The sequence below is a fragment of the Siminovitchia jepli genome (genome assembly GCF_047228825.1).
Taxonomy (GTDB): domain Bacteria; phylum Bacillota; class Bacilli; order Bacillales; family Bacillaceae_C; genus Siminovitchia.
Map to the genome: position 1 here is coordinate 1 of NZ_JBFEGN010000042.1, position 26,294 is coordinate 26,294.

The 26,294-nt window shown below is 43.4% G+C and carries 28 protein-coding genes and 1 pseudogene; 9 read left to right on the top strand and 20 right to left on the bottom strand.

Annotated elements, in window-relative coordinates:
* Positions 1-230: 230 nt before the first annotated feature.
* Positions 231-1,094: a nucleotidyltransferase-like protein gene (locus AB1L08_RS13625; RefSeq protein WP_413065214.1), complete on the bottom strand. Its 864-nt coding sequence runs from the start codon at positions 1,092-1,094 to the stop codon at positions 231-233.
* Between the two features lie 131 nt (positions 1,095-1,225).
* Here AB1L08_RS13625 and AB1L08_RS13630 point away from each other — a divergent pair, with 131 nt between their 5' ends.
* Positions 1,226-1,576: a YgzB family protein gene (locus AB1L08_RS13630; RefSeq protein WP_413065215.1), complete on the top strand. Its 351-nt coding sequence runs from the start codon at positions 1,226-1,228 to the stop codon at positions 1,574-1,576.
* A 35-nt stretch (positions 1,577-1,611) separates the two neighbouring features.
* Here the strand turns inward: AB1L08_RS13630 and perR are convergent, their stop codons facing one another.
* The 3 genes from perR to AB1L08_RS13645 form a co-directional block, all read right to left on the bottom strand.
* Complete coding sequence (gene perR / locus AB1L08_RS13635) at positions 1,612-2,049, bottom strand: peroxide-responsive transcriptional repressor PerR (RefSeq protein WP_413065216.1); 438 nt, start codon at positions 2,047-2,049, stop codon at positions 1,612-1,614.
* 331 nt (positions 2,050-2,380) lie between these two features.
* Complete coding sequence (bcp, locus tag AB1L08_RS13640; RefSeq protein ID WP_413065217.1) at positions 2,381-2,851, bottom strand: thioredoxin-dependent thiol peroxidase; 471 nt, start codon at positions 2,849-2,851, stop codon at positions 2,381-2,383.
* Between the two features lie 66 nt (positions 2,852-2,917).
* Positions 2,918-3,340, bottom strand: coding sequence for an ion channel (locus tag AB1L08_RS13645; protein WP_413065218.1), 423 nt, complete (start codon positions 3,338-3,340; stop codon positions 2,918-2,920).
* A gap of 623 nt (positions 3,341-3,963) precedes the next feature.
* On the opposite strand from AB1L08_RS13645, the gene AB1L08_RS13650 reads away from it, so the two are divergent.
* Positions 3,964-5,037, top strand: coding sequence for an FUSC family protein (locus AB1L08_RS13650; protein ID WP_413065219.1), 1,074 nt, complete (start codon positions 3,964-3,966; stop codon positions 5,035-5,037).
* Between the two features lie 58 nt (positions 5,038-5,095).
* On the opposite strand, the gene AB1L08_RS13655 is transcribed toward AB1L08_RS13650, so the two are convergent.
* The 5 genes from AB1L08_RS13655 to mutY all read right to left on the bottom strand — a co-directional run bounded on the left by AB1L08_RS13655 (position 5,096) and on the right by mutY (position 10,362).
* On the bottom strand, positions 5,096-6,841 hold the full coding sequence (locus tag AB1L08_RS13655) for an ABC transporter ATP-binding protein (RefSeq protein ID WP_413065220.1): 1,746 nt from the start codon (positions 6,839-6,841) through the stop codon (positions 5,096-5,098).
* A gap of 97 nt (positions 6,842-6,938) precedes the next feature.
* Positions 6,939-7,469, bottom strand: coding sequence for a nucleoside tri-diphosphate phosphatase (gene ntdP / locus AB1L08_RS13660; RefSeq protein ID WP_413065221.1), 531 nt, complete (start codon positions 7,467-7,469; stop codon positions 6,939-6,941).
* 637 nt (positions 7,470-8,106) lie between these two features.
* Positions 8,107-8,376 carry a gamma-type small acid-soluble spore protein gene (locus AB1L08_RS13665; RefSeq protein WP_413065222.1) on the bottom strand — a complete coding sequence of 90 codons (270 nt, stop codon included), beginning with the start codon at positions 8,374-8,376 and terminating at the stop codon, positions 8,107-8,109.
* 111 nt (positions 8,377-8,487) lie between these two features.
* Positions 8,488-9,234, bottom strand: coding sequence for an enoyl-[acyl-carrier-protein] reductase FabL (gene fabL, locus AB1L08_RS13670; RefSeq protein WP_413065223.1), 747 nt, complete (start codon positions 9,232-9,234; stop codon positions 8,488-8,490).
* The gene (gene mutY / locus AB1L08_RS13675) at positions 9,235-10,362 is read right to left on the bottom strand and encodes an A/G-specific adenine glycosylase (RefSeq protein ID WP_413065224.1); all 1,128 of its coding nucleotides are present in this window, start codon (positions 10,360-10,362) and stop codon (positions 9,235-9,237) included. It lies immediately after the preceding gene.
* Between the two features lie 143 nt (positions 10,363-10,505).
* Between mutY and AB1L08_RS13680 the strand changes: the two genes are divergently transcribed.
* Complete coding sequence (locus AB1L08_RS13680; protein ID WP_413065225.1) at positions 10,506-11,486, top strand: metal-dependent hydrolase; 981 nt, start codon at positions 10,506-10,508, stop codon at positions 11,484-11,486.
* Positions 11,487-11,522: 36 nt separating this feature from the next.
* Here the strand turns inward: AB1L08_RS13680 and AB1L08_RS13685 are convergent, their stop codons facing one another.
* Positions 11,523-11,792, bottom strand: a complete 270-nt coding sequence (locus tag AB1L08_RS13685; protein ID WP_413065226.1) for a YfhJ family protein — start codon at positions 11,790-11,792, stop codon at positions 11,523-11,525.
* A 95-nt stretch (positions 11,793-11,887) separates the two neighbouring features.
* Between AB1L08_RS13685 and AB1L08_RS13690 the strand changes: the two genes are divergently transcribed.
* Positions 11,888-12,055: a small, acid-soluble spore protein K gene (locus AB1L08_RS13690; RefSeq protein WP_413065227.1), complete on the top strand. Its 168-nt coding sequence runs from the start codon at positions 11,888-11,890 to the stop codon at positions 12,053-12,055.
* Between the two features lie 10 nt (positions 12,056-12,065).
* On the top strand, positions 12,066-12,230 hold the full coding sequence (locus AB1L08_RS13695) for a YpzG family protein (RefSeq protein ID WP_413065228.1): 165 nt from the start codon (positions 12,066-12,068) through the stop codon (positions 12,228-12,230).
* Positions 12,231-12,258: 28 nt separating this feature from the next.
* Here the strand turns inward: AB1L08_RS13695 and AB1L08_RS13700 are convergent, their stop codons facing one another.
* The gene (locus AB1L08_RS13700; RefSeq protein WP_413065229.1) at positions 12,259-12,576 is read right to left on the bottom strand and encodes a YfhH family protein; all 318 of its coding nucleotides are present in this window, start codon (positions 12,574-12,576) and stop codon (positions 12,259-12,261) included.
* Positions 12,566-13,378, bottom strand: coding sequence for a recombination regulator RecX (gene recX, locus AB1L08_RS13705; RefSeq protein ID WP_413065230.1), 813 nt, complete (start codon positions 13,376-13,378; stop codon positions 12,566-12,568). The genes AB1L08_RS13700 and recX overlap by 11 nt, the downstream gene beginning before the upstream one ends.
* Before the next feature lie 88 nt (positions 13,379-13,466).
* Between recX and AB1L08_RS13710 the strand changes: the two genes are divergently transcribed.
* Positions 13,467-13,619, top strand: a complete 153-nt coding sequence (locus tag AB1L08_RS13710) for a YfhE family protein (protein WP_413065231.1) — start codon at positions 13,467-13,469, stop codon at positions 13,617-13,619.
* 83 nt (positions 13,620-13,702) lie between these two features.
* The gene (locus tag AB1L08_RS13715; protein ID WP_413065232.1) at positions 13,703-13,888 is read left to right on the top strand and encodes a YfhD family protein; all 186 of its coding nucleotides are present in this window, start codon (positions 13,703-13,705) and stop codon (positions 13,886-13,888) included.
* 32 nt (positions 13,889-13,920) lie between these two features.
* On the opposite strand, the gene AB1L08_RS13720 is transcribed toward AB1L08_RS13715, so the two are convergent.
* The 7 genes and pseudogenes from AB1L08_RS13720 to AB1L08_RS13750 all read right to left on the bottom strand — a co-directional run bounded on the left by AB1L08_RS13720 (position 13,921) and on the right by AB1L08_RS13750 (position 23,195).
* Entirely contained in the window at positions 13,921-14,790 is an 870-nt protein-coding gene (locus AB1L08_RS13720) for a DNA-3-methyladenine glycosylase family protein (RefSeq protein ID WP_413065233.1), read from the bottom strand.
* A 201-nt stretch (positions 14,791-14,991) separates the two neighbouring features.
* Positions 14,992-15,789, bottom strand: coding sequence for a delta-lactam-biosynthetic de-N-acetylase (gene pdaA, locus AB1L08_RS13725; protein WP_413065234.1), 798 nt, complete (start codon positions 15,787-15,789; stop codon positions 14,992-14,994).
* Between the two features lie 127 nt (positions 15,790-15,916).
* Entirely contained in the window at positions 15,917-16,711 is a 795-nt protein-coding gene (locus tag AB1L08_RS13730) for a YfkD family protein (RefSeq protein ID WP_413065235.1), read from the bottom strand.
* Between the two features lie 80 nt (positions 16,712-16,791).
* A complete protein-coding gene (gene cax / locus AB1L08_RS13735) occupies positions 16,792-17,853 on the bottom strand; it encodes a calcium/proton exchanger (RefSeq protein ID WP_413065236.1) in 1,062 nt (353 codons plus the stop codon).
* Between the two features lie 25 nt (positions 17,854-17,878).
* Positions 17,879-18,139 (bottom strand): annotated as a pseudogene (locus tag AB1L08_RS13740) (OsmC family protein); the annotation flags it as partial.
* 636 nt (positions 18,140-18,775) lie between these two features.
* Positions 18,776-22,153, bottom strand: coding sequence for a S8 family peptidase (locus tag AB1L08_RS13745; protein WP_413065237.1), 3,378 nt, complete (start codon positions 22,151-22,153; stop codon positions 18,776-18,778).
* A gap of 187 nt (positions 22,154-22,340) precedes the next feature.
* On the bottom strand, positions 22,341-23,195 hold the full coding sequence (locus AB1L08_RS13750; RefSeq protein WP_413065248.1) for a YihY/virulence factor BrkB family protein: 855 nt from the start codon (positions 23,193-23,195) through the stop codon (positions 22,341-22,343).
* A 475-nt stretch (positions 23,196-23,670) separates the two neighbouring features.
* Here AB1L08_RS13750 and AB1L08_RS13755 point away from each other — a divergent pair, with 475 nt between their 5' ends.
* Positions 23,671-23,892, top strand: a complete 222-nt coding sequence (locus AB1L08_RS13755; protein ID WP_413065238.1) for a DUF1128 domain-containing protein — start codon at positions 23,671-23,673, stop codon at positions 23,890-23,892.
* Positions 23,893-24,015: 123 nt separating this feature from the next.
* Here the strand turns inward: AB1L08_RS13755 and AB1L08_RS13760 are convergent, their stop codons facing one another.
* A complete protein-coding gene (locus tag AB1L08_RS13760; RefSeq protein ID WP_413065239.1) occupies positions 24,016-24,798 on the bottom strand; it encodes a carbon-nitrogen family hydrolase in 783 nt (260 codons plus the stop codon).
* Positions 24,799-24,913: 115 nt separating this feature from the next.
* Here AB1L08_RS13760 and AB1L08_RS13765 point away from each other — a divergent pair, with 115 nt between their 5' ends.
* The gene (locus tag AB1L08_RS13765; protein ID WP_413065249.1) at positions 24,914-26,086 is read left to right on the top strand and encodes a pyridoxal phosphate-dependent aminotransferase; all 1,173 of its coding nucleotides are present in this window, start codon (positions 24,914-24,916) and stop codon (positions 26,084-26,086) included.
* Positions 26,087-26,294: the final 208 nt, after the last annotated feature.

The window sequence follows — 26,294 nt, forward strand, 5'->3', positions numbered from 1 at the left end:
GTTTGCTTAGCTCATATTCAAGCTGACAAATTAATGATTATTGACGTTTCGTTTCGTTCAGTTTTCAAAGAGCAAACTTGGTGTCTCCCTTTTGGGCGACTTTTATATATTAACATAGCAAAAATCGAATGTCAATATGTTTTTTGTTTATTTTCGCCGCTTCCTTGATTAGCGACGACTACTAATATATCAAACAATGTTTTTAATGTCAACAATAAATTTTAAAAAACTTATCCGGTTTGATAACAGCGTTCATAAATCCCTTTTAGGCTTGTTTCAACCTGGATCGGGACAATAAAGCTTCTTTCAATTAAATAATCGAGCAGGATGCTTAAATTTGTACCATAGTGCTTTGTTTGCGGATGATGGGCAATTTCCTCAAATCTCCACAGAGGCTTCTCTTGCATAATTTCCAATAAATGTTCCGTTCCGACGGGAGTTTTCGAATATATTAAAAATTCACTTGCCAAATACAGCAGTTCAAGCCTTTTATCAATCGATTCGTTTCCGAGAACAAGCTCCTCGTATAATTTTAAAATTTCCGGTTCAATTTGCTTGATCTGTCTCCATACGGCCGAATCCGGCATCAACCCGCTTTCTATCATTGCCATTTTTCCCAAGTGATAAAGCGCATAGACTGCATAATAATACGCATGAAAAAACTGTTCTTTCTTAAAAAAAACTTTTCCTTCCGTAAACTTTCTAATTAATTCGGCAAACTCCAATCCAATCGTCAGTTTTTGCTTTTTTGTAATTGGGCTCCACAATTCATCCCTAAGGTTTTCCAAGAAGCGGTCACGATCAAATAATATATGGCCTTCGCGCAGCATATTGATCATTTTCGGCTGTGAACCGAGCAGTACCCATTCCTGAAGCCGCCTCTCATCAATAAAGTAAAAGGCAATTTTCTTTTCGCGGAAGCTATAGTGTTTAATCACTTCCGGCTTATCCTGCCAGATTTCAACGACTATTACTATTACATCAAACATATCCATGGCCGTCAATAATCTGTCTTCTTTTTCAATCATTATTATTCCCAGGGTCGTGGATTTGGAAGCACATTGTTCAAATAATGGCCGCAGGATATCCTCCATTATAATTCCTCCAAATAAAATTGATTTCGTAATAATTTCGACGATTTCATATTAATTTCCTGCTTTTTTCAATTATATAGACTTTCGACAGGGCGTTTTTATGGTATAGTGTATTTTTGGGAGGGCTCGCAATGGCAAAAAAATACTCAAGTAAAATAAACAAAATCCGCAGTTTTGCGTTAAGTTTAATTTTTATCGGATTCATTATTATGTACGTAGGGATATTCTTTCAAAAGCATCCGATCGTCATGACATTATTTATGCTGCTCGGCTTGGTGGCCATTATTGGAAGTACGGTCGTCTATTTCTGGATTGGAATGCTTTCGACGAAAGCTGTTCAAGTGGTATGCCCGAATTGCGGCAAGGCGACAAAAATTCTCGGCCGGGTGGATATGTGCATGCATTGCCGGGAACCGCTCACCCTTGATCCGGAACTGGAAGGAAAAGAATTTGACGAAAGTTATAACCGAAAAAAGAAATAAAAAAGATCGCCTGTTTTTTACATGGGCGATCTTTTTTAATGTTTTTTTTGGTTCTGGCATTCGGGACAAACCCCGTAAATCTCCATGCGATGGTTTCCAACCTCAAATCCCGTTACATGCGCTGCCAGCTGTTCCACTTCATCGAGGCCAGGATAATGGAAGTCAACAATTTTCCCGCATTCTTCACAAATAATATGGTAATGATCCGTCGTAACAAAGTCAAAGCGGCTGGAAGCATCACCATAAGTAAGTTCTTTTACAAGTCCGACTTCCCTGAAAACCCGCAAATTATTATAAACGGTTGCCACACTCATATTGGGAAATTTACTTTCAAGAGATTTATAAATATCATCGGCAGTCGGATGAGCCATTGACTGGATCAGGTATTCTAAAATCGCATGACGTTGAGGTGTAATCCGGACTCCTGTTTTTTTCAACGTATCAATTGCCTCTTTTAACTGGTGTTCTGACATCGCCATGCACCTCTTTTCCAATAAGAAATTTATTCTCTTTTTATAATCTTTATAAATAGTGTACTAACTGATATGCCGCTTTGTCAATGGTTTTACATTGTTTTCATAATAAGTATTCTCTTTTACACGCTGCTTCATGTATATTGTTCAGAACCTCCTCGGTTAAACCGTCATCCAAAATTTTGGCAAAAAAAGGACTGCAGCCTGCAGTCCAAGTGAAATTTTCTTATGAGGAGGTATGCCCTGTAATGATACTTTATGTATTTATACTTTAATTGAATGGACAAAAGCCGTATAAAAAAACAAAATGGGCAATTGTATGTGAAAGTGGTCAGGACAGATGATCCTTAATATACTGAAGCGCTTCTTCCACATGCCCCTTAACTTTTACTTTTCTCCATTCCTTGGCAAGCCTTCCCTCTTTATCGATGATAAAGGTGGAGCGTTCAATTCCCATGTATTCCTTGCCAAAGTTCTTTTTCAGCTTCCAGACACCATACTTTTCTGCCACTTCATGCTCATCGTCGACAAGAAGCAAGAACGGCAATCCATGTTTTTCAATAAATTTTTCGTGTCTGTCCAACGGATCGGGGCTGACTCCCAAAATCACGGCATCAAGCGCAGCAAAGTCTTCATGCATATCCCTGAAATCACATGCCTGTGTTGTACATCCCGGCGTCATATCTTTCGGATAAAAATATAAAACAACGTTTTTTCCTTTAAAATCGGATAAACTAACTTCCTCCCCGTTGCTTGCTAGCAATGTAAAATCCGGAGCCATTTCCAATTCTTTAACCGTCATAAAATCGCCTCCTGTTAATAATATCCTTTATTAGCGTACAAAAATTTAAAGATAAATACAAATATGCTAATACTTGCCGCGGGCGGCCGGGTCAAAATCAATAAAAGTACGTACGACAAATGCGGCAGGAATCGTATAACCAAGGAGCGCTTCAATAATGGCAAGAAATCTCCCCATGCCCACGGGAGCAACATCCCCAAAGCCTACAGAAAAAAGCGTGACTGCACTCAAATATATTGCAGTTCCCAGCCGTGAATAAAATGGTCCCGGTGCAGAAGAGGCGGCAACATCATTAAAAATATGATATCCTTTCAATTCAAGCAGGAGGTAAAGCATTCCAAATCCAATCATGATGACGGCATAAGTAATTGCAAGAAAAACAAAATTCTCGAAAGACACTTCCTTGAATTTGAACCTTGCGGGGAAAAACAGCATTCTCAGAGCCATCAATATACAAATGACAACTCCCAAAAATAAAACGTACCACATCCCCGGCAGCCTCCTTTGACCCTTGTCTTTCATCTTACGCTACATTTTTTATGGGTATGACGCCGCTTAAATAATCATCTTCATTGCGTGAAGATCACTTGCATACTAAAATATATGAAGTATTTTACTTATGGGGGGATTGAAGATCATGGGAAATCAGCAGCTTTGCATAACGAAGCATTAAAACATATCGCGGGAGGCGTAAACAGCCCTTCCCGTTCCCATAAAGCAACGGGGTGTATGAGGAATTGGACCGGCTTGGTGCTCTCCTCGAAGAAGGGATTGTAAGGGCCGGCAAAAAATATGACATTCCAATTATCGTCAATCGCCTGAAGCGTACTTTCGATTTATTTTACCCGTGAACAAGTGATAAATTATGAACAGGAGGAAAGAACTCACGGTGAAATGTTCGCCAAGTTCTTCATCTGCTGCTTTCGGAAGGGATTCATCTTGTTTCACCATATTTCCCGCATCGCGGGCTTTATATCACTGCATCCAAGTGTGATGCGTGGTTTTTGAAAACTAACGCACCAGGAACAGGATGTGATGGATACGATTGCCGTTGTGGTAAATGCTTTTAAAACATTACAGGGACATCCCGAACAGAAAGGAACTATTCAATTATGAAGCTCGGTGCCCGCATGTTAAAAACGGGAATAGCTATTACGTTAGCACTTTATCTCGCACAGCTTCTTGATTTACAACCGATTCTTTTTACAGGCATAGCGGCTATTTTTGCCATCCAGCCGACCATTTACCGTTCCTATTTATCAGTTGTGGAACAAATACAAGGAAATATTATTGGCGCTTTGCTGGCAGTCGCCTTTACGCTGCTTTTCGGCAATCATTTGTTGATTCTCGGCCTTGCTGCGATCGTAGCGATCGGAATCATGGTAAAATTGAAGCTGGAAAATTCGATCAGACTGGCGCTCGTTACCATTATTGCCATTATGGAAGCACCGGTTGAGGATTTTCTGTACTATGCTTCATTACGTACATTTTCGATTTTTCTGGGCATCCTAAGCGCCTTTATCGTCAACATGATCTTCTTGCCGCCGAAATACGAAACGAGGCTTTTCCAGAGCATTTCGGAGGTGACGGAAGACATATTAAAATGGATTAGGCTTACCACCAGGTTTGCTTCAGAGGATGAGCTTCTGAAAAAAGATATTGAAACGATTAAAAAGAGATTAACAAAGGTAAATCAGCTATATTCCATGTATGAAGAAGAACGGAGATATTTTAAAAAGTCAGATTATGCGAAACTCCGGAAACTTGTCCTATACAGGCAGATGATCCAAGTCACCCAAAAAAGCTTCGATATTTTGAAGCTCCAGCATAAGTATGAAAACATTCTCCTCCAGCTTCCCGAAACACTGCAGGTGGATACACGCGAACGCCTGGATTATTTAATGGGTTATCACGATCAACTGCTGTTGAAATTTATCGGACGGGTACGGCCGGAAGCCGAGCTGGATGATGTCCATTATGGAGAGTCAAGCCGGGGCCAGCTGCGGGATGCCTATTTGGCCGAAATCCGAAAAGATAATGTTGAAGATGAATTTCAGCCTTATCATTTAATGCGGATATTAACAGCGATTATTGAATATGAAGAGCAGTTGGAGCAGCTGGAAAAATTGATCCGCACCTCCCAGATGTTCCATGAAGATGAAACCCAGGTGACGTTACCCTCATAATGCAGCAAACAGAATAAATACTGAAAAAAACAGCCGGAGGTTCTCCCCCGGCTGTTTTTCACGCCAGCTGCTGTACTTGGAAAAGATCGTAGTAGTGGCCTTTCTTTTTCATGAGCTCTTCATGTGTCCCTACTTCAACAATCCTTCCATGTTCAATGAGCACAATCCTGTCGGCATGCGTAATGGTAGATAATCTGTGTGCAATGACGAACGTTGTCCTGTTTTTTGCCAATTCATCCAGTGCTTCCTGGATTAAATGCTCGCTTTCCAGGTCAAGCGCGGATGTCGCCTCATCCAATATGAGGATGGGGGGATTTTTTAAAAATACCCGCGCAATGGCAATCCTCTGTTTTTGGCCGCCTGACAATTTTACGCCGCGCTCTCCCACCGTCGTATCATATCCGTTTGGCAAATCGATGATAAATTCGTGTGCATTGGCTGCTTTTGCCGCCCGGATGACTTCTTCGTCGGTGCTGTTTGGTTTTCCAAGTAAAATATTCGTTTTCACAGAGTCGCTGAATAAAATATTGTCCTGTAACACCATTCCGATTTTGTCCCGCAAACTGCGCACTTTAAATGTCCGGATGTCAATCCCGTCCAGTAGGACTGCCCCTGCCGTTACATCGTAAAATCGGGGAATTAAACTGACAAGGGATGATTTTCCTCCGCCGCTCATTCCAACGAGCGCAATCGTTTCCCCTTCTTTCACATGCAGGTTAATGTCTTGGAGCACATGCTTTTCTTTTTCGCCATAAGCGAAAGATACGTTGTCAAAACGGATATTTCCCCGCACCTTCCCTACTTCCGCCGCATCCGGGGCATCGTCAATATCATATTTAACATCAGCCAGTTCAAAAACACGGTCCATCGATGCGATCGACTGGGTAAGCGTAGTGGACGAGTTCATTAACCGGCGAAGCGGATTATACAGCCGCTCCACGTATCCCATAAACGCAACCATCGTCCCGATCGAGAGAATTCCATGAATGACCTGGTAACCTGCATAAGCGATCACAATCAGCGGGGCAATATCAGTAATGGTATTGACAACAGCAAACGCTTTTGCCGTCCAGCTCGTATGATCCAGCGCTTTTCGCAAGAAGTTCGTGTTATTTTTATCGAACTGGGTTTGTTCATGGTCCTCAATCGCGAAGCTTTTAATGACAGGCATCCCCTGAACCCGTTCGTGAAGATAACTTTGAACCTCGGCCAACGCTTGGGAACGCTCCCTTGTCAATTTCCGCAAATTTCCAAAGAAATACCGTACCGAAAACATATAAAGCGGAAAAACGGCAAGTGATACGAATGTGAGGGGAACATCGAGCGTAAACATAATGACGATTGCAATCAAAACGGTAGCCGCATCCAGCCACAGATTCATCAGCCCGGTAATCACAAAATCCTTTGTTGCTTCAACGTCATTGATCACCCTGGAAATCACTTCACCGGCACGCGTGTTTGAGTAAAACTTAAAGCTCAGCTTTTGAATGTGCGTGAACAGCCGGTCGCGGATATCATACAGGATTTTACTTGCGGTCCATTGGGCAAAATATTGCCTGTAGTACTCAACGGGCGGCCTTAAAATAACAAATATGAACATCATAATGGCCATTGTAATAAACAATTTGGATGTTTTTTCGTCTGTGCTCAAATGATTGGCAGTAACAATATCATCTATTACATACTTCATTAAAAAAGGAATTAAGAGCGGTATCGCAAATTTAATGATGCCTATCATAAGCGTTCCAATAATTTTCCAGCGGTACGGCTTTACAAAAGCCAAATACCTTCTTATAATTCCCATGCGACTCCCCCCTATAGAAGCACAAGCGCCTTTTTTCATGATGCCGGGTGCTTGTTGCAAACAAAATAAAGCCTGTCAAGAAAGCCAACAGGGATTTTTACCTAAGATATGTTAAGTAACGATCATACCAAATGTCGATAAAGTCGGCGGAAAATGGCCCCTTCCGCTGTCTGATCCACCGTACGAGCTTATCGACGTTTTTTTTCAATATGTGGTCAATCACATCGGGGTACCCCATCAATTTTCGGTTGTGTTCATACTCATCCTCGTCCAGAAGGGTAAAAGTCATATCAGGAAAAACTTTTACATCCAAATCATAGTCGATGTATTTTAACGCTTCCCGGTCATACACAAACGGAGAGCCAAGGTTGCAATAATGATAAATGCCGTCATCCCTGATCATGGAAATAATGTTAAACCACAAGTCCGAGTGAAAATAACAGATTGCCGGTTCGCGTGTAATCCAGGTTCTGCCATCTGCTTCCGTTACGAGTGTCCGGTCGTTGCCTCCGATGACCATATGATTTGTTGCCTTTAACACCTTTGTTTCGGCCCAAATCCTGTGGATGCTGCCGTTGTGTTTATAGCTCTGTATTTGAATGTTTGATCCTTCTGCGGGAATATCCATCGTCTCCCCTACTTTCTAAATAAAAAAGAGCGCACCGTACAAGAGCGTCCTCACGCACCCCTTATTCAAAAAATGCAATTTATCCGATATACTATCCGATACTATTATAACGGTTTAAACAAATTTTTAAAACTGAACGGCCTTTAAGAAAAGCGCTGCGCGTCTTTCTTGGAAGTAAGAGGCGGGAGGTTGGCTGGAATAGAATTTGAGCGTATTTTATGGTTCCCGGATCGCAATTGCGCATATTGGATCGTATTTCGGGGTTCCCGGAGCATAAACTCGATATTTCGAGTTCCGGATCGTATTTGCATAAAACCCGATCGTATGTTCCTAAAAATGCCGGGTAGATTCCAAATTATAAAAGCGAAGAGTCTTGCTCAGGGGCAAACAAGGCGAAACACGCAAGAGGCTCCCGCCTACGCCTACGGACTGTTTTGACTTGTGGCACCGGGGGGGCTTGGCGCTGGCCGCCTTGGGCCGCCGCTTCTGTGGCACCGACGGTACTAGGCTAGGACGTCCTGTCCGTCGGAGCCAGACAAGAAAAGCTTTATATGAAGAAAAATTTTCTTAGCAAGTTACAAAAAAAATGAGCGGCTGCTCTTCATTTGAAAAGCAGCCGCTCACTTACATATATACGTTACTGTCCGACGTTTTTGCCTTTGCGTGCCTCAGCTTGTTGGTTTTTCTGCCTTACTTGTTGTGCATCGGTTTCGCTGGCGAACTCAGTGCCAAATTGGCCTTGGGCTTGTTGTTGGGCACCAGCGGATTGTGCGTTTTGCTGTCTTACTTTTTGCACGTTTGTTTCGCTTGCAAACTCAGTGCCAAATTGGCCTTGAGCGCCTGCAGATTGTGCATTTTGCTGTCTTACTTTTTGAACATTCTTTTCAGATTGGTTTCTTTTAGCCATCATTCTCACCTCCACGTTTCTTAATGTAACCAGAGGCACAAGTTGTTATCCAATTTTTTTGGCAAAAATAAAAACCAATCCGGTGTACAAGTTCCAAATCTGGATAGGTATTTAAACAAGCAGGGATCGGCCCCCGTCCACTATTATGGTCTGGCCCCTGATCATAAATGCATCATCCGAAACGAGAAACATAATCGTTTTGACGATATCATCGATTTCGACCATGCGGCCCGCCGGCGTATTTTTCCGGGCGTCCTCCAAAAGCTCCTCGCGATTTGGAAAATGTGTTAATGCATCCGTATCAATCGCTCCGCCGGAAACTGCATTCACCACAATGTTTTTTGAAGAAAGCTCCACAGCCAAATAACGTGTCAATGCTTCTACAGCGGCTTTTGACACTCCGACGGTTGTATAGTTTTCCAAATACCGGATGGAGCCCAGCGAACTTAGGCTGACAATTTTTCCTCCGCCATTTTTCTCCATTAACTTTGCGGCTTCTTGGGCGCAAAAAAGCAGCGCTTTGCTGTTAATGTTCATCGTCCAATCCCAATGGGATTCCTCAAGCTCCATTGCCGGTCGCAACACTCCCGATGCTGCATTATTGATCAATACATCCAAGCGGCCGAATTCTTCCCTAATCTTTTGGAACATCGCTTTAATTTTGTCCACATCTCCGACATTCGCCCGTACGAGCAGTGCCTTTCTTCCCAATTTCTCAATTTCTTCCACCGTTTCAAGAGCGGCCTTTTTGCTTCGTGCATAATTAACGGCAATATCATAGCCTTTCTCGGCTAAAGCAAGGGCACAAGCTTTGCCGACACCCCTGCTGCTGCCTGTGACCAGTGCTGTTTTCCTCATCTAAATCCTACCTTTCGCTTTCTCTTTTTCGTATTCTACATGGATCTTATGCGCCTGCCAAATTTTTTGGTGGGAAACAGGGAACGCCAATTCGTTCATTTCCTTTTCTGTAACAAATCGTACCCGCTCGTTCTCCTCCAGCCTGGCCCCGGCCACTTTCCCATGAAATGCGTGAATCGTCCATTTTAAATGGGTAAAAACATGATCGACTGTCGTAAAAGAAACAGGCGCCACCTCCACATCGATCGAATACTCCGTCATCAAAAAATCTTGGAGCGTTTCATGAGGCTCGAGCACAGGCTGCATTTTTAAGCTTGGAAATTCCCATAAATTTGCCAAAAGACCCTCTGCCGGCCTTTTGCGGATCAGGAATTCCCCTTTTTCATTTTGTAAAACGATTGCCGCCAATTTATCGTGTCTCGTATTTTTCTTGCGGGTTTTAACAGGAAGCTCGTCCTGCACTCCTTTTTCAAAGGCGGAACAATGCTTTTGAACGGGGCACAAAAGGCATGAAGGCGATGTTGGTGTACAAACAAGCGCTCCCAGTTCCATTAACGCCTGATTAAAATAAGAAGGATTGGGCTCAAACATCAATGTCCGGGCTCCTTCTTCGAACGTTTTGCGGGCAGCGGGTACCGCAATATCCTCTGTAATCAGCAAGATTCGGGATAACACCCGCATCACATTTCCGTCAACGGCAGGTTCGGGTTTTCCGTAAGCAATACTTAATACAGCTCCAGCAGTATATGGGCCCACTCCTTTTAATTTTAAAATTTCCTCTTTTTGGTCAGGAACTTTTCCTCCATATGTTGCAACGACTTCTTTTATCGCCGAGTGCAAATTCCTGGCGCGGGAATAATATCCGAGACCCTCCCAAATTTTGAGGACAGATTCTTCGTCGGCTTCCGCAAATGATTCGATCGTCGGAAATTTTTCCAAAAAACGGTTATAGTATGGAATAACAGTATCCACCCTCGTTTGCTGCAGCATGATTTCCGAAACCCATACTTTGTACGGGTCACTGTCCTTTCTCCACGGAAGATCCCGTTGTTCCGCTTCAAACCAGCGAATTAGATCTTGTTGAAACTCTTCTATGTCTATCTTGTTTATTTTTTCGGTTAAATCCATCTTCAAACCCCTTTTTTGGTGATTATTCCTTCTTTTACGGGGAATAGTAAGAATACTTCATTTGTTGATCGCCTATTGCTTTTTGGCCATAAAAAGAATATGATTGACGAAAAGAGAAATCCCTTCACGAAGGAGGATCCGGATTGGACACAGCTACCCATGTTGTGATGGGATTTGCAATTGGCGGACTGGCCACACTTGATCCAGTTGTGGCACAAACTGCTGTTAATACCCAGAGTGTGCTCGTTGCTGCAATAATCGGCTCGCAAATTCCTGATATAGATACATTTTTAAAACTCCGCAATAACGCGGTATATATTCGTAACCATAGAGGCATTACCCACTCGATCCCTGCCGTATTGATTTGGTCAATCGTCGTAGCCGCTTTCGTTTATTTCTTTTTCCCGGAAACAAATTGGCTGCACCTGTGGATTTGGTCACTCATTGCCGTGTTGATGCATGTGTTTGTGGATATATTTAATGCATACGGCACCCAGGCTTTGCGGCCATTTTCCTCAAAGTGGGTTGCGCTTGGGATGATCAATACTTTTGACCCTTATATTTTCGGCCTGCATGTGGCCGGCATTTTTGCTTGGCTGCTTGGCGCAAACCCGGGATATACATTTCTTGTTGTATACGGGATTATTTTTCTGTATTATGTCCTTCGGTTTGTCATGCAGCAGATGGTCAAGTCCGCCGTGTTAAAAACCATCCCGGACGCCGAACGAATCATTATTGCTTCTACGATGTATTTTAACCAATGGAGGATTGCCGTCACTGCAAAAGATTATTTTTACGTCGGGAGAGCCTATAGGCGGTCGATTACAATTTTTGACAAATTTAAACGGATACCCGTTCCCGACACTCCTGTAATAAAAGCTGCTTTACAAGATAAAAACGTTTCGGCCTTTCTGTCATTTTCACCGGTTTACCGCTGGGAAATAAAAGAATATGACGACTACACCGAAGTTCGTTTTATTGATCTCCGCTATCGGAGCAATGGCCATTACCCATTTGTTGCAATCGTTAAACTTGACGAGAACCTGGAAATGATTACATCCTATACCGGCTGGGTATATAGTGAAGAAAAATTAAGAAAAAAACTTCATGTTGTTACGGACTAATGACACAGTGTTGTTAAGAACACTGTGTTTTTTTATTTAATGAAACAGGTCTTTTTCATCATGCAACAAATCAGCATATTTTGGATTAAGAGCTGTAAACTCATGCAATTTATTTCCGTATTGCTTCACCCATACCCGCACCACTTTTTCCGCTGCTTCTTTTCCTTGATACTTTCTCCCCGCTTTGGCATGAGTCGTTTCAAAATCCTCCCACAACAATTCAATCCATGTCCTCGCCTGCGCGTAAGTCAGGTTTGTATTTTTTTCCAGCAGCAGCACCGTCAACCGTTCGTAATAATCTTCCATTTTCTCCCTCCTTTTTCGCGTAGTATTTTTTTCAGTCTTCAAGCCATACTACCGTTAAGCGGATAAATGTCCGCACTATTTGGAGGCGAAGGACATTGCGCAACAAGGCGAAACACTTTCCCTATGAAAACAAAAATCAGCCAGATTTAGATCCCCGTGCAAAAGCAGCGTTTGCTTCAAAGCGGGCGGACGGAACAACCAACACAAAACCGCAAGAAAGAATGAGGGCTTCCGGCGCAAGGGAAGACAACCGAGGCGAGTAGGAGTGCTATTATGATGCGAAAAGAAGACCAGAATCATTTAAACCGAAATCTCACTCCTTTTAACAGGGGATGGTTTGAGCCGAAACACAGCGATTCTCAGGTAAACGGCGAAACCGAACAAACACAGCAAATGATCGTAACTGAAAGAGATACCGTCAAAAGGAACAAAAGATAACGAATGAGCACAGCATTTTTTCGCTGTGCTATTTCTTCAACAATGAAATCGGCAGGGCTTCTTCTTTCCCGGAGCCACCCAACCGATACCCCCAGGCAAAAACGCCGTTCAAATAATTGATTTTAAAATAATTTCCGGGGTCGCCTTCTATCGCGTAAATTTCACCCGGTTTAAAGTCGGCGGGATCCAATAAATAGGCTTTTGCCATCACCGCTTTTCTCTCCAATACGGCAAATTGGTTTACCATGCCCAACTGCTCCGCCTTGCGGGCTTCCTCCGTCACTTTTGCGATTTCCGCTTTTAGCTCTGCTTCTGTCATCTGGCTGTATCTTTTTTCATTCACCATCTTCTGTATCCTCCGTATCTTCATCCAAAAAACGGTTGATTAAATCAATCGCAAATCCTTTTCTAAACAAAGCCTGTTTCATCTTTTGTTCATATGCAGAACCGGAAAAATTGGCGAAGCGCCTTTTCGCTTTATTTGCTTCGCGTATGATTGCTTCCCACTCTTCCGCCTCACCTTTCCCAATGTCAATCCCGTCGATCGCCGCTTGAATGATACCAAAGGGAAAACCTCTGGCTGACAATGTATACTCAACTTTTTGCCTCAGCATTCGCTCTGAAAGCTTTTTATTTCGTTTGGCGAATTTATTCCCAAGTGCAATGGCATCTTTTATTTGCTGCTCTTGCGTGTATTCCATTAAGGCTGTTTCCAGAAAAGGTTCATTTACTCCCTTTTCCATTAGCTCTTTTTTTATGACAGCAGGGCCTTTTCTCCCCATATTCATGCATGTCCGTACATAAGCCTTTGCAAATTCAAGATCATCTGTTAATTTTTGCTTTCGTAATTCATGCAAAACGGCATCAATGATCGAATCATCCCATTCCTTTTTCTTGAGGTGATCCCGAATTTCTTTTTCCGACCGCATGCGAAAAGATAAAAAATGCAGGGCCGCATTGAAAGCTTTTCTGATTTCATCGGCGTGCTGAATTTGTACAATCTCTAAGTCCGTTACGTGTTTTCCTTTTTTTAATTGGTAACGGATCAACACATCTTCATCAACACTGAAAGCATATTGTTCATCAAGAAAAATATTATACCGGGCTGTGTATCGCTTTTGAGTGGAAATTTTTGTGATAATGGGCATTTTTTCACCCTCGTTCCATTCAGTTATTTGTATTTTAACATAAACAAGCCTGTCCGTCTTTGTATGAAGTAATAAGCTGAAGGCAAAAATGATACCAAATGACGGGAGGTGCAGGGCATTGAGAAAAAGCAAGGAATACAAATCGAAAAATAAATTGTCTACAACCCAGGAAGTCCTTTATCAACGGGAGTTTAAACGTGCAGACCGGGCTGGAGGATATGTGGAAAAAGAACGAAAGTAGCTGCAAAAAACGGGTGAAAAAGCAGCAGGTGCACATAATATAAATGCGGGCGAAACCTGCAAATGATGAAAGGGGAGTTTGCCATGGGACGTGCACATAACCAAAAGGCACGCGACAAAAACAAGCAAAAGCTTCCACAAGTGCCAAAATACGAAAAAAGCGACGGCCGTGATATCGAGTTCTCACAGGAATTGGCGGATCATGATGATATAGAAGCCCAGTTGAGATCCAAGGCAGCGGATCAGCGCGCCAGACAAAAAAGAAAATAAATTAGGATTGTAAGGAAAGGCCGGGCTTTTCCTTACTTTTTTTCAATGCTTCTCCATAAATAAAGAGAGGCGTAGCTCAAATATGGTTCCCAGTTCTTTATATATGCATCAATCTCTTCCGGATCAGGCTTTTGATCGAGCTGAAACAGCCTTTTTAAAGCTCTTTGCAGCCCTATATCCGCTTTTGGAAACAGATTATTCCTTCCCAGTCCAAATAAGAGAAAGCTTTGCGCTGTCCAAGGCCCTATTCCCCTGAGCTTTACCAGCTCAGCGATCACTTCCTGATCAGGCAATTGTTTCATCCCTTCCAGGTTTAAATCACCATTGGCCATTTTTTCGGAAATATCAATAAGATATTCCGCTTTACGCTGGCTCATCCTGAGGCTGCGGAGATCTTCCACCTTAAGCGCGGCAACTGTTTCCGGCAACGGAAAAAATGGAACGCCGTCCACTTCAAAGCCGTATGTTTTTACAAATTGCTCCGTTAGCGAAATGGCCAATTTCATGTGAATTTGCTGGTGAATGATGGAACGCATGATGGAAGCATGAAGTGAGAATTCCAAAACGATCGGCGTTCCCCGGTGTTCGGTAAATATGCTACTTAAAGAGGTGCCGGAAAAATGGCGATGAATCCGATCCAGAGGCGCATTCCATTGAAAGACCCTTGCCACTTCAGCAATGGCTTTTTCTTTTGTGCTGATATTTTTTCCTTTCAATACAAATGCCGGTTTTTCAGTCGTGCCTACCGCCTGAACATCAACCACTTCCGCAGACGGTTGATAAACAGGGACTCGTATAACCCGATTTTCTTTATCAATAATATGGAGCGGATCCATGGCAAGCCTGTCCAACGCCATATTAAAATTGTATGGACCCCCAATTTTAATCAGTTCCTCCCACATACAGCCCCCTCCTTTTGTCTTCTCATTATATCCCAAAAGAAAAAGCAGCTCCAGAAGCTGCTTTTTCCTGAAACTGCCACAATGTTACTCACTTATATGCTGTAACGTTGTTTCCTTAGAAGTTGCGGGAGTTTGGATTTGATTTTATTGTTCCTGCACAACCCGATCGTATTTTCCTAAAAAAGCTTAAATAAATCAGGCTTATTGGGATAACAAAGGATTTTTTATTTTTTCATGCATGATATAGTCATCCAGGCTTTTAAATGTATAACCTTTCTTTTTCAGGTCGACTATGACCTTTTCCAAAGCGTCAGCGTTGTCTTTGGAAACCGTATGAAGAAGGATAACCGCACCGGGATGAACTTGTGACATGATGTTATCGTACGCATATTTCCATCCTTTTTGCTGATCCGTTTGCCAATCCTTGAACGCCAATGACCAAAGGACATGATAGTAGCCTTCTTCCTTGGCAATTTTTAACGTTCTTTCGCTTAAAATTCCTCTTGGCGGCCTTAAATACTGCATCTCAGTCTGGCCGGTCAAAGCCGCTGTTTTTTCTTTCACCTGCTGCAGCTCTTCTTTTATTTCGTCATCGTTCACCCGAGTCAAATCGGGATGGCTCCACGAATGATTCCCAATGATATGGCCTTCCTTTACCATCCGTTTGGCCAGATCCGGAGCGCTGTCCAAATAATGACCGGTTACAAAAAAGGTTGCCGGAACGTTTTCCTTTTTTAGTACATCCAGGATTTGAGCGGTATAGCCATTTTCATACCCATTATCAAATGTCATATACAACACTTTTTTATCCGGGATCCCTTTATAAAAGGCGTCATACTTATTCAGCAATTGTTCATAAGCCTGTCCGGCATCAGCCTGCCTTTCCCCGCTTCCTTTTTTAAATCCCCAATGAATGGGTGTATTGGATACTGCGGCTGCATCATGCCCATAAATGAAGAAAAGCAACAAAAGAGGCAGCCACATGGCCCATCGTTTCATTCACACACCGCCTTTCAATCTTTTTCTTTATATTTTTCCATTGAAGGCGTATTATCCGTGCCATACCTTTCCAAATTATGATTGGTGCTTGTTCCGGGTGCCAAAAAAAAGAGAGGCGCCTGCCCCTCTATTGTCTCGTTTCAAATGAAAAACTTAGATGATCCTGGATCGGAATCCAGGCGCCTATTTCTTGTGTTGTAACATTTTTTATGACTATTTTTTGCTTTGTTCCTTTTAACAACAAATATACTTCTCCGTATGTCAGTTTTCCTTTTTCGCTTACTGCAGGTGCAAATGCATATAAATATCCTACGCGGGTAGGCGGAATGTTGTAAACATGTGTATGCTTTGTTCCGGCACCGATGATGGTTTCAAATGAAAGGGGCAGATTCACTTTTTCACGCGCCTTTTTCTGCATCATTTTTTGAACGTCTTCCACGTGCATTACTTTTGAGGTCAAACCGCCCTTTACTGTTTTTTGGGACTCCTGTACATAATGAATTTGATAATTTCCTGTCCCGCCCCTGTTGTCATAAAAGTTTGTATTGACTTTCTGGTATTTCCAATTCGGATCCGTTTCTTCCGATTCATAATTCAATGCCCATTCTCCCAGAAAAATCGTGGCCCTTGCACCGAAAGAAAGCGGAGACTTCGTAACGGCCGATTCATTCAATATACGGATCAGATTCGGATTTTCAATTTTTACTTTGGAAGTTTTCAGCAATTCTTTCGTAAAGTCGCTTGGAGCCAGACGCGGAAGATCACTGGCAGAATTAGAAATGGTGTTCTCTTTTCCGATGTTTACAACGGATGAAGGGATCTCAATTCGGGCTTCAGGTTTCTTGGCGGCCGTCGCCGATATCGGAACCATTACCAGGACAAAGGCTAAAAGCAGGAACATGATTTCATGATGCCGTTTCATGGTGTTTTACTCCTTTCATCTTAAAGCGGCGTTATTTTTATGAGTTTATTTTTTTCCCAAATGTTCAGGATTATCCGCCGCTACAACAAATAAAACCCGATTCCCATAATTAAGTAAGCCGCAAGCAGCGTCAGGCCTTCAAACCAGTTCGATTCCCCGTCGTTCGCAATCACGATCGTCAGCAATACGGCAGTAGCCATTGAAACAAGTTCAGGAACTGTAAATACGAGCGGCATCGGTTGCGTAAAAAACATGGAAAGCAGGACAAGAATAGGGGCTACAAACATTGCAATTTGCAATGTGGAGCCGATTGCAATCTCGACAGCCACATCCAATTTATTTTTAAAGGCCATAATAATGGCAGATGCATGTTCGGCTGCATTACCGACGATGGCAACAATGATGACCCCGATAAACAGCTCGGACCAGCCAAATTGTGCGCCCACTGCTTCAAATGTATGAACAAGGCGCTCAGATACATAGGCCACGGCCAAAGTTGCCAGGGCCAAAATGAACGTTGCCCTTCCTTTTGACCATTCGGGAATTTCTTCCTCATCTGCTGCCTCCTTCTCCGCTCTCGTGATATACACCCCGCGGTGTGTAACGAGTTTGAAAAAAAGTGCCGCCATATAAAGGATGATCATGATGATCGATATGCCGATGCTTAATGTCATTTTTTCCCCGGCGGTCATGTTCAGCGTAAATAATTCCGGAATCATAAAAGCAACGATCACGGCAAACATGAGCAGCCCCGCATTATGCCTCGCATCGTATACATTGAACATTTGCCTTTTAAATTTCAACCCGCCGATGAAAAAAGACAATCCCCCAACCAAGAGCAAGTTTCCGATAACCGAACCTGTCAACGAAGCAAGGACTACATTAATAAGCCCCGCTTTTAATGCGAAAATGGAAATGATTAATTCGACCGCGTTTCCGAAAGTCGCATTCAAAAGCCCGCCAATCCGCGGTCCCGCCACGATGGCCAAGCTTTCCGTTGCTCTTCCCATGACGCCTGCCAGGGCAATGATGGTCAGGCAATATACACCAAACATTGCCACCCCCGGCCAATGCAAAAATGACCCGATAATAGAAAGCGGAAGTCCTAAAGCAATTACGACTAAAAATATGATGTTGACCATCCACTGATCATCCTCCTTCGCGACTTTACCCTTCTATCATTTCGTAAGTTTCACGTACTTCAATGGAATCAATCACCGATTGGACCATTGCACAGTTTTTTGTTGTCAGTTTCAAGGCTTTTACAATTTTTTCATCACTCAAATTGGAACCTTTAATTTTAAAATGGAGAGAAACTTTTTCGATTCGATTGGCCCTTTTCGGATTTCTTTCCGCTTCGGCAATGATATGAATGTCATCTACCTTTAAGCGCATCTTCGTCAATATGGTACGCAATATTCCCCCGCTGCATACAGCAAGTTAAGAAATTAACAGCTGATACGGCCTGAAACCATTTTCCTCATTCCCCGAGATATCAAGCCTGCCGTATGGAAGTTCAATATAAAAGCCTTCATCTTTCATTTTGTATTCCATTTTCCCTTCCCCTTTCTCCCATATTATTCATCAAACAGAAATACACCGTCTGGTATCAACACCGGTCTCGGCGTAGCCTCCATCGGGCACCATCAACTGGTCGGTCTTGATTGCCGTTTTCCCGGTTTTCACGCTTTTCGGGCGTCATGAGTCGTTTTTATGGGTAGCCCAGGCCTGCATTGATCTCATAGATAATTGCATTTTATCATCTACAGTGTTTATCGGCCTAACCTATGAGGACCTTTTTTGAAAAATACGTACTAATTTTTTCCCCATCCGGTTCCAGTCAAACATAATGGGCAGTATTCTTTCATCTCCCACGGATAAGAAATAGAAACAAAGGTTAATCGGAACGCCTTCTTATTCCATGTGACATCTTTTGCCTGCATTTGTTGTTCACTTTCTGCTGAATGTTCCAAACAATTTTTATTGATATTATGCCGCTATACCAGGAAAAACAATTAAGAAAGGCCCTGGCCGAAGAGAAAAACGGCAGGGCTCATCATTTATTTATTTTTTATGTTTCTTGACCTTCACTTTGGCCGCTTTGCTGATGTTTCCGGCAGCATCTTTTGCCGTTACATGGAGGGTTGTCTTCGCTTTTTGCTTTTTGATCGGAACCTTGAATTTTCCTTTTGCATCGGCTTTTTTCTTCCCGATCGTTTTGCCTTTATGTTTCACATAAACCGTCGCTTTGGCTTCTGTTGTTCCGGCAACCGCTTTATCACGGTCGGTAACTGCTTTTACTTTTGGCACCGCTGGCGGCGTCTTGTCCTGGACGGCCACTTTTGCCGCTTTGCTTTCATTTCCGGCAGCGTCTTTTGCCGTTATATGGAGAGTCGTTCCCGCTTTTTGTTTTTTGATCTCTACTTTAAAGTTGCCCTTTGCATCGGCTTTTTTCTTGCCGATTGTTTTGCCTTTGTGTTTCACATAAACCGTCGCTTTGGCTTCTGTTGTTCCGGCAACCACTTTATCACGGTCGGTAACTGCTTTTACTTTTGGCACCGCTGGCGGCGTCTTGTCCTGAACGGCCACTTTTGCCGCTTTGCTTTCATTTCCGGCAGTGTCTTTTGCCGTTACATGGAGAGTCGTTCCCGCTTTTTGTTTTTTGATCACTACTTTAAAGTTGCCCTTTGCATCGGCTTTGTTTTTCCCGATCACCTTATCTTTATGTTTTACAAAAACTGTCGCATCTTTTTCTGTCGTTCCATTAACAGTTGTGTCTCGATCGGTTACTGTTTTTACCTTTGGCGCTGCCGGCGGTGTCTTGTCAATCACAACAACCTCTGATGTTTCACTTGTTTTTCCGGAAACGGCAGCGGTCACATAAAGGATCGTTCCGGCTTTTTGTTTTTTGATATTTACTTTAAATGTACCATGCTGATCAGCTTTGCCGGTACCAATTTCAGCTTTTTTTGTTTTAACGGAAATCGTCGCTCCCGGCGTTGCTTTTCCGGTGACCACTGCATCCCGATCGCTGACGGGATTGACATCAGGCGGCTCCAGCGGCGGTGTTTCTTGGACTGTTACCCTTACCGCAGCTTTGGCCGGTCCGTTTTCTGCTTCCAGATGGAGAATTTCATTTCCCTTTTGGGGTTCTATCGGAATGCTGAAAGTACCGTCTGCATTCGCCTCCCCTTTACCCAATGAATGATTGCCTGCCTTTAATTCAAGCTTAGTTCCTTTAACCGCTTTTCCCGTAATTTTTGTATCCACATCCGTTAAGGGAGCAATGGAAAGATTTAAGTCAACGACGCTGAACGCACTCCAGGCGTTCAATCTTCCCCAGCCGGACGCTTCATCATATCCGGGCTCGGTTGGGAATTCTTCATCGTCGGGATCTTCTCCATCGGGAATTTCAAAACCGTTGTTTATATTTTTAACGGCAATATCGTTTGCTGTTGAAGTCAATATTTGTCTGATTTCGTTTGGTTTCATGTTCGGATTTGCCGCCAACAACAATCCTGAAACGGCTGCAACGTGGGGGGTGGCCATTGATGTCCCGCTAAGATAAGTGACATTTCCATTCGGAAGTAAACTGGGGATGTCCACACCGGGAGCAACCAAATCCAACCCTTTGCCATAACTGGACAAATCCGTCACAATGTCGAGCCTGTTCGTCGCCCCGACACCAATCGTATATTGAGAGGAGGCCGGATAATCCACCATATCTCCTCCGTCATTTCCGCTGGCTGCAACAACAGTCACGTTTTTCGAAGCGGCGTATTTCAACATTTCTTCAATGACTCTGCTTGGGGGGCCGCCCAGACTGAGATTGATCACTTTTGCTCCATTGTCAACGGCATATTTAATCCCGAGGGCAATTTGGTCCGTTTCTCCGCTTCCCCCGGCATCAAGTACTTTGACCGGCATGATTTTGGCAGTTGGATGAATACCCGTCATCGAATAGCCGTTATTAATACCTGCCGCAATAATGCCGGCAACATGCGTTCCATGACCTTCATCATCGGACGGGTCGCCATCCCCATTGATAAAATCATATCCTTTATCGGTGTCGACTTTTTTGTTTAAATCGGCCAGCGTATAATCAACACCGGTATCTGCGACAGCAATCACAACATCCTTCAGTTCTTTTTTATTCAGAACTTCAAAAAGGTTCGGAAACTTGATATCCGCGCCACGAATGCCCGAATCCCGGCCTGTGTTTTCCAATCCCCATTGATATAGGTACTGGAGATCGTTAAAGGACTTTTTATGATATTGGTAAACTGGCTCCGCGTATTCTACCTCCGGCAATGTCATGAGCCTGTCCGCGGCTTTTTTCGCATCATCTGCCACTTTCAGAACGTATGTGTTGCGGACAGAATGGCCATTGTATCCCAGCGACTTGATGGTTGCGGATTCGAACAGTTTCTTTGAATTTTTCTGAAAAGAGCTTGCCGCATTCCCGCTTTTTAGTTTGACAATCACACGATTCCCATTCTCTTTGGAAATAGCCAGCCCGTTTGCTTTTATAACATCGGAGATCCTTTTTCCAACCAGGTTGCCAATCCCCATTTCCTTTCCGATCTGTTCAATTTCACTTCTGAAGGAATTCGGCACATGTTGCAAGACGATCCCATATAATTCGTTGATCGCCTCTTGGTTTCCCTTCGTTATCCTATAATTGCTGTTCTCGCCTTTTTCCGCAATATCCTTAAACATCGGCTTCAATTGAATCAATTGCTTATAAACGGTTTCGCGGATGTTTTGGTTGAACACCATTTTCGATACAAGGAAAGGAGCGGTCTTGTAATACAAAGAGGACAATTCTTTTCCTTTATCTGTTTTGGATAATAGATTGTCTCTTACACGCCTTAGCTGTGTTAAAATTTCTTCACCGGACTTCTGTTTATCCGTGCTTAATTCCACGGGACATGGTTCTCCGGAAAGCATCAACGGTGAAAGCGTAACGCCTTCATAACCAATTTGGTATTTGGTGCTATCCGGATCTCCTTGTTCCTCACCGTATTCCTCCTCATTAATAGATCCTAAGTATTCCACTTTAATAAAGTAAGGGCCTTCCCATGCATGAGGCATATCAATTTCAACAGGGACGCCCTCACCGATGTAACCCCTGTAGTCATCAAACGTTATGTCTTCTTCAGCCCTGTTCCAGTCGGGGTAAACCGATACGTTTCCGTCAAAGGTTCCTGTCAGTTTGATCCTCATATGAGAATCGTTGCCGATTTCATCGGCGGTTGGGACGATCTTGTACCAATGAACCTCACCGGGCTCAAAAAATTCCCCTTCTACTTTTTCATTTTTTTGTAACTGAATTCCATCTCCGGGTTCTGCTTCACTCGCATGCGAAGCGAGCGGTTGTAAAAAGCTCGCCATGAACATGAAAACAACCAGAACAGCGGTATATTGTCTTTTCTTCTTCATGTTATCCCCCTTTTTATTTTTTTTGAATTATATCATAAAAAAATAGAAAATAATGGTCTTTTTTACAAAGTTTTAGAAATTATTTAATGATTTCCAGTTCATTGATTCCGAATCTCTTATTGGCCCTTCACAAAGTCCTGAAAAAATAAAATAAAAGGAGCCGCATGGTTTTCCCAGGCCGCTCCTTTTAGCGTTCGCATTTTCCTTTTTTTTCCGTAAAATATGAATTAATCTCGCCGCCGACCATAATGATGATGGCTGAAAAATAAAACCATAACATCAAAATGATGATGCCTGTAATGCTGCCGTAGGTCGCTGTGTAATTTCCGAAGTTTGACACGTAAAACGAAAAGCCGAGCGATACAATAATCCAGCCAACCGTTGCAAATATGGCCCCCGGAGCTGCTGTTAAACACTTGATCCTGACATTTGGGGCCAGATAGTACACGGCAAGAAAAACCAAAAAAATTATTAATGGACTGAGTGCCCAGCGAATAATTCCCCATACTTTTAAAAATTGCTCCGACAGCCCGAGAAAAGAGAAAATAAACAGGCCGATTTGCTTTCCGAAAACGGGAAGGAGCAGCGCCAAAACAAATACAAAAATCATTGCGATTGTCAGAACGACTGATAATCCCCTTGCAATAAAAAAAGAACGTTTTTCCTCGACCTCGTATGCCCGGTTCAATGATTTCATGAGGGCATTCATTCCTTTGGAGGCCGACCAGATGGTAGCGATAAAGCCGATAGAAAGAAGTCCCCCGCTTCTATTGGCCATGATTTCAGCCAATGTATCGTGAATTAACGTATATGTCTCCTGGGGCGCGAAGTTTTTTAAAAGATAAAAAATGTCTTGTTGCGTTATCGGCATATATGGCAAAAGGGTTACCAAAAAAATTAACATCGGAAATAAAGACAGAAGGAAAAAGTAGGCCAACTGGGCTGCAAGCCCCGTCACATCATTATGATGAATCTTTTCCATCAATGATTTTACAAATTCGATGAATTTCTCACGCTTTTTACGTGTTTTCACTTCTTTCATCCCCACACCGTACACCTCTCCCAATCACTTGGTCTGATTTATATTTACCTTTTCAGGCTAATGATAAAACATTTTACTTGACATTCTATTTTTCTTAAAGAGAACACATTAGTTTGAGAGATTAAAAGGATACCCTTATGCAAAAACACCTACACCCGCAGTAAAAATTTCTGAAATTTTGGGGTGATCAGCTGATTTGTTTTTAGGCCCCACTTCCCGTAAAATCATGTAAACAGGTATTTTTCTCACTTTACATATCGGTTTTTTGCAGCTTCGGCTGCCAAGCTCGCTTTCAGTTCAGGCAAGATAATCTACAAAGAGACAGATCCCATTTCCAGGCTTTTATCTTAACCAAACCGGCATGGTGTAATTTTCCGAGCAAGAATATGGGGGGACTTTTCATAATCCGGTTGACAATCCTTTCACAGCATGGAATCATTGGATTATCTTATTTTATATCAGGGAGATGACTTCGGTGGATCTATCAAAAAACGAGCCGCAAAACATTGAATACATGCTCAGCCAAATAACAGAAAAACTCCGCATGGTGAATACAAGTGCAGTAAGAGCAGAAGCAATCAATGAGGAGCTGTACGAAGAGCTCCGCGAAATCCATGAAATGGTTATGAAAAAAGAACACTTCACCCCAAACGAAATGCAAGCCCTTGCCGAAGAGCTGGGCAGACTGCGAAAATAAGACAAGGGCAAGCTTAAAAGCGGTCCGGCAGATGGCAAACTTCCCGCCCGCTTCGTCGAAGGCTTTTGGCTGGCAACCAATTATTTCAAAAAAACCCAAGCTTAGCCTGCTTGGGTTTTTCATTTAATAAAAGTCCGGGCGCCGGTCATCAAAAACGGGAATTCTTCGGCGAATTTCGTCAATCACCCCAAGGTCAACGGACCCTGTCAGCAGCTCCTCATCTTCACCGGCCTCCGCGATTACTGCACCCCACGGGTCGATGATCATGGAGTGGCCGGCAAAAACATTATTAAGGTCCCGTCCAGCCCGGTTGCAGGCAACCACATAGCTTTGGTTTTCGATTGCACGCGCCTTTAATAACGTTTGCCAATGATCCACCCTTGGAAGGGGCCATTCGGCCACAACAAACAAAACCTTCGCGCCATTCAAGACAGGCTTGCGAAGCCATTCCGGAAATCTGATATCATAGCATATAAAGCTGCCTGCTTCTTGCCCATCAATTGTAAATTTTGTCTCATCCTCACCTGCAACAAGGTATTTATGTTCATCCATCAGCCTGAATAAATGAAGCTTGCTGTATTCGTGAAGCAGATTCCCATTCTTATCCACTACATACATCGTATTTTTTACACCGTTTGCTGTTTGTTTCGCAATTGATCCGCCAACGATATGCAATTGGTGTTTTGCCGCCTGTTCTTTTAAAAAATGAATGACATCCTCACCTTCGTGGTGGGCAATTTCATCCAAGCGCGTCAAATCATAACCTGTCGTCCACAACTCCGGGAGCACTACGAGCGAACACGCTTGTTCGGCAGCTTTTTCAAACCACTGCTCTGCCTTTTTATAATTTTCTTTCGGATCTCCAAAAGCAATATCCATTTGGACAAGGCCAACTTTCCACTTCATGAACTGTTCTCCTCCTGTTCATTCGTCCCTCTTCTTTACAAACATACCATTAAGGGGTAACATTTTGAACTATATAGATAAAAAAATGCGAATGATCTTAAAAAAAGGTGATGGAATGCTTACATTTGAACAATCTCGGTTACTGAAAAATTTGCCGACCCAATTTTTTGCTTCACTGGTGGGAAAGGTAAATCGCATTAAAGCCGAAGGGCATGATGTGATAAATCTTGGCCAGGGCAATCCCGACCAGCCGACCCCGGCCAACGTTGTGGAACGGCTGAAATCGGCTGCTGACAACCCAAACAATCATAAATATCCGCCTTTCAGAGGCAAAAGGAATTTAAAACAGGCTGCCGCTCAATTTTACAAAAGAGAATATGGCGTGGACCTTGATCCCGAAAAAAATATTGCCATCTTGTTTGGGGGGAAGGCCGGGCTTGTTGAATTGCCGCAATGTCTTTTAAATCCCGGGGATATCATGCTTGTACCGGACCCGGGTTATCCCGACTATTGGTCGGGGGCTGCGCTTGCCAATGCCAAAATGGAAATGATGCCGCTTACGGAGGAGAATGATTTCCTTCCTTCCTATGACCGCATACATAAAGAAGTTGCCGAAAAAGCAAAATTAATGATACTGAATTATCCCAACAATCCGACCGGGGCAGTCGCCGATGTTGACTTTTTCGAGAGAACGGCAGCATTCGCAGCCCATCACAATATTTGCGTCTGCCATGATTTTGCATACGGCGGGATCGGCTTTGACGGAAAAAAACCGGTCAGTTTTCTGCAGGTAGACGGGGCAAAAGAAATCGGCATCGAGATTTATACGTTATCGAAAACATATAACATGGCGGGATGGCGGATCGCTTTTGCCGCGGGAAACCCGTCTGTCATCGAAGCGCTCAATTTACTGCAGGACCACTTGTACGTCAGCCTGTTTGGCGCCGTGCAGGATGCTGCGGTAGAAGCCCTTTCCAATACGGCCGAAGCCGCAAAGAAAATCAGTGATATGTATGAAAGCAGAAGAAATGCGTTCATCTCAAGCCTTCATGATATTGGATGGCATGTAGAAGCACCGAAAGGCTCCTTTTTTGCCTGGCTGAAAATTCCTTCCGGATACACTTCCGAGTCATTTGCTGATCTTTTGCTCGAAAAAGCCCATGTAGCGGTGGCACCCGGAATCGGGTTTGGGCAATTCGGCGAAGGCTTTGTCAGGGCCGGGCTGCTCACATCGGAAGAACGTCTTCAGGAAGCAGCCTCCCGGATAAAGAAGCTTGGAATATTTTAAATAATGATGTTAAGAAAAGCGCAAGCCCTCCTCTGGAGTGTTTTGACTTATGAACCCGAGGGGCTGGGCGCTGGCTGCCTTAGGTCGCCACGTCCTGTGGCCCCGGCGGCACTGGGACGTCCTGTGCGTCGGCAGGCTCAGGCAGCGACGTCCTGTCGCTTCGCCTGCACTAGCACGTCCTGTCAGTCGGCAGGCTCAGGCGCGACGT

What these genes read in the sequence shown, in the direction of transcription:
- AB1L08_RS13625 (WP_413065214.1), bottom strand. Translation starts at nt 1,094, where the DNA reads ATGGAGGATATCCTGCGGCCATTATTTGAACAATGTGCTTCCAAATCC.
- AB1L08_RS13630 (WP_413065215.1), top strand. Translation starts at nt 1,226, where the DNA reads ATGGCAAAAAAATACTCAAGTAAAATAAACAAAATCCGCAGTTTTGCG.
- perR (WP_413065216.1), bottom strand. Translation starts at nt 2,049, where the DNA reads ATGTCAGAACACCAGTTAAAAGAGGCAATTGATACGTTGAAAAAAACA.
- bcp (WP_413065217.1), bottom strand. Translation starts at nt 2,851, where the DNA reads ATGACGGTTAAAGAATTGGAAATGGCTCCGGATTTTACATTGCTAGCA.
- AB1L08_RS13645 (WP_413065218.1), bottom strand. Translation starts at nt 3,340, where the DNA reads ATGTGGTACGTTTTATTTTTGGGAGTTGTCATTTGTATATTGATGGCT.
- AB1L08_RS13650 (WP_413065219.1), top strand. Translation starts at nt 3,964, where the DNA reads ATGAAGCTCGGTGCCCGCATGTTAAAAACGGGAATAGCTATTACGTTA.
- AB1L08_RS13655 (WP_413065220.1), bottom strand. Translation starts at nt 6,841, where the DNA reads ATGGGAATTATAAGAAGGTATTTGGCTTTTGTAAAGCCGTACCGCTGG.
- ntdP (WP_413065221.1), bottom strand. Translation starts at nt 7,469, where the DNA reads ATGGATATTCCCGCAGAAGGATCAAACATTCAAATACAGAGCTATAAA.
- AB1L08_RS13665 (WP_413065222.1), bottom strand. Translation starts at nt 8,376, where the DNA reads ATGGCTAAAAGAAACCAATCTGAAAAGAATGTTCAAAAAGTAAGACAG.
- fabL (WP_413065223.1), bottom strand. Translation starts at nt 9,234, where the DNA reads ATGAGGAAAACAGCACTGGTCACAGGCAGCAGCAGGGGTGTCGGCAAA.
- mutY (WP_413065224.1), bottom strand. Translation starts at nt 10,362, where the DNA reads ATGGATTTAACCGAAAAAATAAACAAGATAGACATAGAAGAGTTTCAA.
- AB1L08_RS13685 (WP_413065226.1), bottom strand. Translation starts at nt 11,792, where the DNA reads ATGGAAGATTATTACGAACGGTTGACGGTGCTGCTGCTGGAAAAAAAT.
- AB1L08_RS13695 (WP_413065228.1), top strand. Translation starts at nt 12,066, where the DNA reads ATGATGCGAAAAGAAGACCAGAATCATTTAAACCGAAATCTCACTCCT.
- AB1L08_RS13700 (WP_413065229.1), bottom strand. Translation starts at nt 12,576, where the DNA reads ATGGTGAATGAAAAAAGATACAGCCAGATGACAGAAGCAGAGCTAAAA.
- recX (WP_413065230.1), bottom strand. Translation starts at nt 13,378, where the DNA reads ATGCCCATTATCACAAAAATTTCCACTCAAAAGCGATACACAGCCCGG.
- AB1L08_RS13710 (WP_413065231.1), top strand. Translation starts at nt 13,467, where the DNA reads ATGATACCAAATGACGGGAGGTGCAGGGCATTGAGAAAAAGCAAGGAA.
- AB1L08_RS13715 (WP_413065232.1), top strand. Translation starts at nt 13,703, where the DNA reads ATGGGACGTGCACATAACCAAAAGGCACGCGACAAAAACAAGCAAAAG.
- AB1L08_RS13720 (WP_413065233.1), bottom strand. Translation starts at nt 14,790, where the DNA reads ATGTGGGAGGAACTGATTAAAATTGGGGGTCCATACAATTTTAATATG.
- pdaA (WP_413065234.1), bottom strand. Translation starts at nt 15,789, where the DNA reads ATGAAACGATGGGCCATGTGGCTGCCTCTTTTGTTGCTTTTCTTCATT.
- AB1L08_RS13730 (WP_413065235.1), bottom strand. Translation starts at nt 16,711, where the DNA reads ATGAAACGGCATCATGAAATCATGTTCCTGCTTTTAGCCTTTGTCCTG.
- cax (WP_413065236.1), bottom strand. Translation starts at nt 17,853, where the DNA reads ATGGTCAACATCATATTTTTAGTCGTAATTGCTTTAGGACTTCCGCTT.
- AB1L08_RS13745 (WP_413065237.1), bottom strand. Translation starts at nt 22,153, where the DNA reads ATGAAGAAGAAAAGACAATATACCGCTGTTCTGGTTGTTTTCATGTTC.
- AB1L08_RS13750 (WP_413065248.1), bottom strand. Translation starts at nt 23,195, where the DNA reads ATGAAAGAAGTGAAAACACGTAAAAAGCGTGAGAAATTCATCGAATTT.
- AB1L08_RS13760 (WP_413065239.1), bottom strand. Translation starts at nt 24,798, where the DNA reads ATGAAGTGGAAAGTTGGCCTTGTCCAAATGGATATTGCTTTTGGAGAT.
- AB1L08_RS13765 (WP_413065249.1), top strand. Translation starts at nt 24,914, where the DNA reads ATGCTTACATTTGAACAATCTCGGTTACTGAAAAATTTGCCGACCCAA.